The organism is Brevundimonas kwangchunensis (genome assembly GCF_039523815.1).
GTDB classification, from domain to species: domain Bacteria; phylum Pseudomonadota; class Alphaproteobacteria; order Caulobacterales; family Caulobacteraceae; genus Brevundimonas; species Brevundimonas kwangchunensis.
In genome coordinates this window covers 28,766-35,213 of record NZ_BAAAGA010000009.1, presented here as the reverse complement: position 1 = coordinate 35,213, position 6,448 = coordinate 28,766, and the positions used below count along the sequence as shown (strand labels likewise).

At 69.3% G+C, this 6,448-nt stretch carries 7 protein-coding genes; 2 read left to right on the top strand and 5 right to left on the bottom strand.

Annotation, left to right across the window (positions count from 1 at the left end; all coding sequences use genetic code 11):
- Positions 1–17 precede the first annotated feature (17 nt).
- The 5 genes from ABDZ95_RS15030 to ABDZ95_RS15010 all read right to left on the bottom strand — a co-directional run bounded on the left by ABDZ95_RS15030 (position 18) and on the right by ABDZ95_RS15010 (position 4,150).
- Positions 18–515, bottom strand: coding sequence for a YciE/YciF ferroxidase family protein (locus ABDZ95_RS15030; protein WP_343794791.1), 498 nt, complete (start codon positions 513–515; stop codon positions 18–20).
- A gap of 85 nt (positions 516–600) precedes the next feature.
- Positions 601–2,526, bottom strand: coding sequence for a threonine--tRNA ligase (gene thrS, locus ABDZ95_RS15025; protein WP_343794790.1), 1,926 nt, complete (start codon positions 2,524–2,526; stop codon positions 601–603).
- A gap of 2 nt (positions 2,527–2,528) precedes the next feature.
- Positions 2,529–2,786 (bottom strand): membrane protein insertion efficiency factor YidD, encoded by a 258-nt coding sequence (gene yidD, locus ABDZ95_RS15020; protein WP_343794789.1) that lies wholly within the window; start codon positions 2,784–2,786, stop codon positions 2,529–2,531.
- A gap of 45 nt (positions 2,787–2,831) precedes the next feature.
- Positions 2,832–3,302: an iron-sulfur cluster assembly scaffold protein gene (locus tag ABDZ95_RS15015; RefSeq protein WP_343794788.1), complete on the bottom strand. Its 471-nt coding sequence runs from the start codon at positions 3,300–3,302 to the stop codon at positions 2,832–2,834.
- Positions 3,303–3,319: 17 nt separating this feature from the next.
- Entirely contained in the window at positions 3,320–4,150 is an 831-nt protein-coding gene (locus tag ABDZ95_RS15010; RefSeq protein WP_343794787.1) for a tetratricopeptide repeat protein, read from the bottom strand.
- Positions 4,151–4,240: 90 nt separating this feature from the next.
- Here ABDZ95_RS15010 and ABDZ95_RS15005 point away from each other — a divergent pair, with 90 nt between their 5' ends.
- Positions 4,241–5,623, top strand: a complete 1,383-nt coding sequence (locus tag ABDZ95_RS15005) for a leucyl aminopeptidase family protein (protein ID WP_343794785.1) — start codon at positions 4,241–4,243, stop codon at positions 5,621–5,623.
- Positions 5,624–5,676: 53 nt separating this feature from the next.
- Positions 5,677–6,441 (top strand): C40 family peptidase, encoded by a 765-nt coding sequence (locus tag ABDZ95_RS15000; protein WP_343794784.1) that lies wholly within the window; start codon positions 5,677–5,679, stop codon positions 6,439–6,441.
- The last annotated feature ends 7 nt before the right edge of the window (positions 6,442–6,448 follow it).

The window sequence follows — 6,448 nt, the reverse complement described above, 5'->3', positions numbered from 1 at the left end:
GCCGCGACGCCGTCCCATCAGGCTGGCTGCATGGCGTCTGCGTTGATCGCGGCATCCGCGATCGCGGTCAGATCCTCGTCGGTCTGCGATTCTTCCTGAAGGGTTTCGTCGAGCAGGCGAGCCGCATCCTTCAGGCCAAGCACCGTGGCCCACCGCTTGAGCGTACCGTAGCGGGTGATCTCATAGTGCTCGACGGCCTGGGCCGCCGCCAGCAGGCCGGCATCCAGCGCCGCCGTCCCCTTGTACTCCTCGGCGATCTCGTCGCCCTCGGCGAGAATGCCTTCGATGGCGTCGCAGGTCTTGCCGCGAGCCGGCTTGCCGATGATCTCGAACACCTGTTGCAGGCGTTCGATCTGGCCTTCGGTCTGATCCCTGTGTTTCTCGAACGCCGCCTTCAACTCGGGCGACTGTGCGGCGCGCGCCATCTTGGGCAACGACTTCAGGATCTTCCGCTCCGCGTAGTAGATGTCCTTGAGCGTGTCGTGGAAAAGGGTGTCGAGCGTTTTGTCGGCCATCGGAGGATCTCCATTTGAGGCGAGCGCGATTGCGCGCTCTCTCAAGGGACCGCCGGCCGGAACGTTCCTAAGTCCGTGAGGCGACTTACGCCCGCTTCAGATCCGGCGGCGTGGCCTCGTCGGTCAGGGTGCAGATCGCCTCCTCGACTGTGACGACCTCCTGGGCCTGCGAGCCGAGGCGGCGGATGGCGACCTTGCCTTCCTCGGCCTCCTTCTTGCCGACCACGGCGATGACCGGGACCTTGGCGACGGAGTGCTCGCGCACCTTGTAGCCGACCTTCTCGTTGCGCAGGTCGATCTCGGTGCGAAGGCCGGCGGCCTTGAACTTCTCGACCACCTCGCGGGCGTAGTCGTCGGCTTCCGACACGATGGTCGCCACCACGGCCTGGGTCGGCGCGAGCCACAGCGGGAAGGCCCCGGCGTAGTTCTCGATCATGATGCCGATGAAGCGCTCGAACGAGCCCAGGATCGCGCGGTGCAGCATGACCGGGCGGTGCTTCTGGCCGTCCTCGGCGATGTAGGTGGCGTTCAGACGCTCCGGCAGAACGTAGTCGAGCTGGATCGTGCCGCAGGTCCATTCGCGGCCGATGGCGTCCTTGACGATGAAGTCCAGCTTGGGCGCGTAGAAGGCGCCGTCGCCCTCGGTGACGACCGGCTCGGTCCCGGCGGCGCGGGCGGCCTCGGCCATCAGGTTCTCGGCCTTGTCCCAGAACTCGTCCGTGCCGGCGCGGTTCTCGGGGCGGGTGCCCAGACTGATGTAGGCCGTTTCCATGCCGAGATCGGCGTGGACGCTGCGGGCCAGCTTGATGAACTCGGCCGTCTCCTCGACGATCTGGTCCTCGCGGCAGAAGATGTGGGCGTCGTCCTGGGTGAAGCCGCGCACGCGCATCAGGCCGTGCAGCGAGCCCGACGGCTCATAGCGGTGGCAGGCCCCGAACTCGGCCATGCGCAGCGGCAGTTCGCGGTACGAGCGCTGGCCCTGATCGAAGATCTGCACATGGCCCGGGCAGTTCATCGGCTTCAGGCTCAGTTCCTCGCCCTCGACCGTCTCGCAGACGAACATGTTGGGCCGGTACTTGTCCCAGTGGCCGCTCTGTTCCCAGAACTTGCGGTCCAGCACCTGCGGGGTCTTCACCTCGACATAGCCGGCGGCGTCGAGACGGCGGCGCATATAGGCTTCCAGCACGCGCCACAGAACCCAGCCCTTCGGGTGCCAGAAGACCATGCCGCGGCCCTCTTCCTGCATATGGAAGAGCTCCATCGCCTTGCCGACGCGACGGTGGTCCCGCTTCTCGGCCTCCTCGAGGCGTTGCATGTGGGCGTCGAGATCTTCCTTGGTCGCCCAGGCGGTGCCGTAGATGCGTTGCAACTGCTCGCGCTTGCTGTCCCCGCGCCAGTAGGCCCCGGCCAGCTTGGTCAGCTTGAACGCCTTGCCGACGTGACGCGTCGACGGGAAGTGCGGACCGCGGCACAGGTCGATCCAGTCGCCCTGCTTGTACAGGGTGATCGTCTCCGTCCCCGGCAGGTCGCGGATCAGCTCGGCCTTGAACTTCTCGCCCCGGGCCTCGAAGAATTTGATCGCGTCGTCGCGCTCCCAGACCTCGCGCACAAACTTCGCGTCGCTATCGACGATCCGGCCCATCTCCTTTTCGATGGCGGCGAAGTCGTCGGTCGAGAACGGCTCCTCCCGGAAGAAGTCGTAATAGAAGCCGTCCTCGATGGCCGGGCCGATGGTGACCTGGGTGCCCGGGAACAGCGTCTGCACCGCCTCGGCCAGCACGTGCGCCGTGTCGTGGCGGATCGTGTACAGGGCGGCCGGGTCGTCGCGCATGATCAGGCGGAAATCGCCGCCGGTCTCCAGCACGCGATCCATGTCGCGCTGCTCGCCGTTCAGCTCGGCCAGAACGGCCTTCTTGGCCAGCGAGGGCGAGATGGACGTCGCCACATCGCGGGCGGTCGAGCCGGCGGGATACTCGCGCGCGGCGCCGTCGGGGAATTTGAGTTCGATCATCGTCAGTCTGCTTTGGCGTTCTGGCCCTTGGGCGGCACCGGGTCATACCCTGATCCGCCGAAGGGATGGCATTTACAGAGGCGACGCACCGTGAGCCATCCCCCCTTCAGCGGTCCGTGCTCGATCAGCGCGTCCCGCCCGTAGTCGGAGCAGGTCGGCAGGAACCGGCACTGCTGCCCGATCAGGGGCGACAGCGTCACCTTGTAGCTCCGGTGAGCCAGGCGGACGCCGCGTTCGTAGAGGTTTGCGCCGGAGGCCATGTCGCCGCGCTTATCGACCGCCCGTGCGGGCAGGACAAGCGGGCATCAGGCCGCGCCGGCGAGGCTAGTTCGAGTGTCGGGCGTCTTGCGGGCCAACGCCGCGTTCACGGCGTCCAGCGTCGCCTCGACGGCGACCATGGTCGAGGCATGGCGCGCCGGGTAGTCCGCGACCTGCTTCAGGGCGCGCAGCCCCTCGAAACGGCCCTCGGGACCTTCCCCGCCGCTCTTGAGCATGGCCAGCATGGCGTCGCGCGCGGCCGTCAGTTCCTCGACCGAGGCGCCGATGACCGTCTGGCCCAGAACACCCGCCGCGGCCTGGCCGAGGGCGCAGGCCTTCACATCCTGGGCGAAGGCGTTGATGCGGCCCTCATCATCCAGCGTCACATCGACGATGGCCTTCGAGCCGCACAGCTTGGCGACGCGCTCGCCCGTCCCTTCGGGCGCGGGCAGGCGGCCGCTGTGCGGCAGGTTGGCCGCCAGCGTCAGGATGCGCGTGCTGTAGAGCTCGTCGATCATGGCCCCAATGTAGGGCTTTAGCCGCCCTGAAGCGAGGTCCAGGTGCGGGCGTTCAGTGAGGGATCGCCGCTCGGGCCGCCGTTGCGCGCGCGCAACCAGGCCAGGTTCTGGTCGGCCTGTTCCGGCGGCAGGGCGCGGCGCAGGATCTGCTCGGCCTCGCCCATCTTTCCGTTCAACCCCAGCACCATCGCCAGGTTCAGCTTGATGCGCAGGGATGCGCCCGGTTGGGCGGCGGCGGTACGCAAAAGCGGCTCGGCGGCGGCGTTGTCGCCCTTGCTCATCGCCGCGACAGCCATATTGGCCAGCACATCGGGATTGTCCGGCGACAGGGTCAGGGCATGGGCCCATGCGGCGCGGGCGTCATCGCCCCGCCGGACCTGCTCATAGGCGGCGCCCAGCAGCGACCACGGCCGCCAGTCGTCGCGCCGCAGGTTCGCCGCCTGCTCCAGCGCCTCGATGCCGTAGAAGGCCTGCCCGCGAGCGATATGGCCGCGTCCGATCTCCAGCATGGCCTCGTAGTTGGCCGGCTGCACCAGCAGGACCCGCTGGGCCATGTCGACAGACTGATCGTACTGTCCCATTTCCCGCAGCGCCTGCGCCGCCTTGACCCCGGCGACGGGGTCCGCCGGATTGATCTCGGCCTCGCCGGCCCAGAAGGTCGAGCGCATCAGGGGGTCGGTCCGCTCGTAGGCGGCGCGCACCTCGGCGCTGGCCGGCGTCCGCGCGACGGGGGCGGGCGCGGCGGCGGGCTGCTCGGCCGCCTGGCGCCCGCGGTTCTGGGCGAGGGCAGGGGTGGCGATGAGCGCCAGCAAGGCGATGGTTGCGACAGAGGCGGTCGTGCGCGACATGGAGAGCGCTCCGGAAATTCGGTCTCCAGAATCGGCTTTCGGCGTCAATCACTGGTTAACATCGGTCCATCGTGGGCCGGAAAGGCTGCCATGTCCGTCCTGCACCCCGACATCCTGACGCTGGAGACCGACGGCGCCCGTCCAATCCGGATCGTCGGCAAGGTCGATGCGCCGACGGATGCCTGGGCCAGGGCCAACGATTTCACGGGCAAGGCCGGGCAGTTGCTGCTGGTCCCCGGCGCCGATGGTGAGATCGATCACGCCCTGTTCGGCGTCGGCGACGCCTTCGAGCCGCTGACCGCCCGTTCCCTCGCTCCCCGTCTGCCCGACGGCCTGTGGCGGCTGGAGGGTGTGGAGGGCGAGGCGGCCGAGCTGGCGGCGCTGTCCTTCGCGCTGGGGGCCTATCGCTTCGACCGCTACAGGGCGCGCCCGGCAAAGGCGGCTCGCCTGTCGGTCGCGTCCGACCCCGCGCATCTGCTTCGGATCGCCGCCGCCTGCGCCCTCGCGCGCGAGATGGTCGACACCCCCGCCGCCGACATGGGGCCGCTGCAGATCGAGACCATCGCCCGCGAGATCGCCGAAGCCTCGGGCGCAGCCCTGTCCGTCATCACCGGCGACGCCCTGCTGGAAGAGAACTATCCGTCGGTCCACGCCGTCGGCCGCGCGGCCGCCCCGCACCGCGCGCCGCGGGTGATCGAGATCGGCTGGAACCTCGACAAGGCGGACCTGCCGCTGGTGGCCTTGGTCGGCAAGGGCGTGGTGTTCGACACCGGCGGTCTGGACCTCAAGCCCGCCGCCGGCATGCGCAACATGAAGAAGGACATGGGCGGCTCGGCCCACGTTCTGGCGCTCGGTCGACTGGTCATGCAGGCCAGACTGCCGGTGCGTCTGGTCGTGCTGGTCGCCGCGGTCGAGAACGCCGTGGCGGGCGACGCCTTCCGCCCGGGCGATGTGCTGCAGACCCGCAAGGGCCTGACCATCGAGGTCGGCAACACCGACGCCGAGGGCCGGCTGATCCTCGCCGACGTCCTGACCCGCGCGGCCGAGCATTCGCCCGACCTGACGCTGGACTTCGCCACCCTGACCGGCGCTGCGCGCATGGCGCTGGGGCCGGAGCTGCCGCCGCTCTACACCGACGACGAGGCGCTGGCCGCCGACATGCTGGCCTCCGCGAAGCGTGTCGCCGACCCCCTGTGGCGGATGCCGCTGTGGGCCGGCTACAAGCCCGCTCTGGAAGCCGAGATCGCCGACCTGAGAAACGACCCGGCGGCCTGGGCGCAGGCTGGCTCGGTGACCGCCGCTCTGTTCCTGCAGAAGTTCGCGCCAGAGACCGGCGTCTGGGCCCACATGGACATCTTCGCCTGGACCCCGCGCGCCCGTCCGGGCTGGCCCGAGGGCGGCGAGGCGCAAGGGCTTCGCGCCGCCTTCGACATGCTTTCACGCCGGTTTGATCAGAAAAATCAGTCGCGTTAACGGGCCTTTCGGCTTCTGGCGCTACGACGACGGCTCAACCGGACGAGTCTCGTTTGACCGCAACCGACGCCATTTTCGACCCCCGCACCACCCTGGCCCGCGCCGATCTGGCCGAGCAGGGGCTGGAAGGGATCGTGCGCGCCGACGTCCACCGGGCGGCGCAAGCAATGCGGTGCGCGACGCCGATGGCCGACATCGTCGACGCCTCGGGCCAGACCGTCGACCAGCTTGTCTTCGGCGAGGCCTTCGACGCTCTGGAGACGCTTCAGGACCGCGCCTGGGGTCAGGCCCGCCGCGACGGCGTGGTCGGCTGGGTCGATCGCGCGGCCCTGTCCGATGGCGTCGTCCTGCCGCGCAGCCGCGTGACCGCCCTCGATGCCGACCTGCCGCCGAACGCGCTGGTCGCCGACGATGCCTTCTCCCCGGTTGGAGAGTTCGAGACCGATCCCCTCGCCTTCGCCGAGCGTTGGCTGGGCGTTCCGCACCGCCTCGGCGGCCGTACGCCGAAAGGCACGGACTGCTGCGGACTGGTTCAGCAGGCCCTCTACGCCTGCGGCCGCGCCGGACCGCGCTATGCGGACGAACAGGCCGAGCTGGGCCGCGCCGTCTCCCGCGCTGACGCCCGTCGCGGCGATCTGGTCGTCTGGCTGCATCCGGGGCAGGGGCCGTGGAACGGCCACTCGGCCTTCCTGCTGGACGGCGACCGCGTCCTGCACGCCACGGGCCATCACGGCGCGGTGGCAGTGGAACCCCTCGCCGAAGCCTTGGCCCGCTATGCGGCGGACGGCTTCGAGGCTCCGGTCTTCAGGCGGCTCTGATCAGACC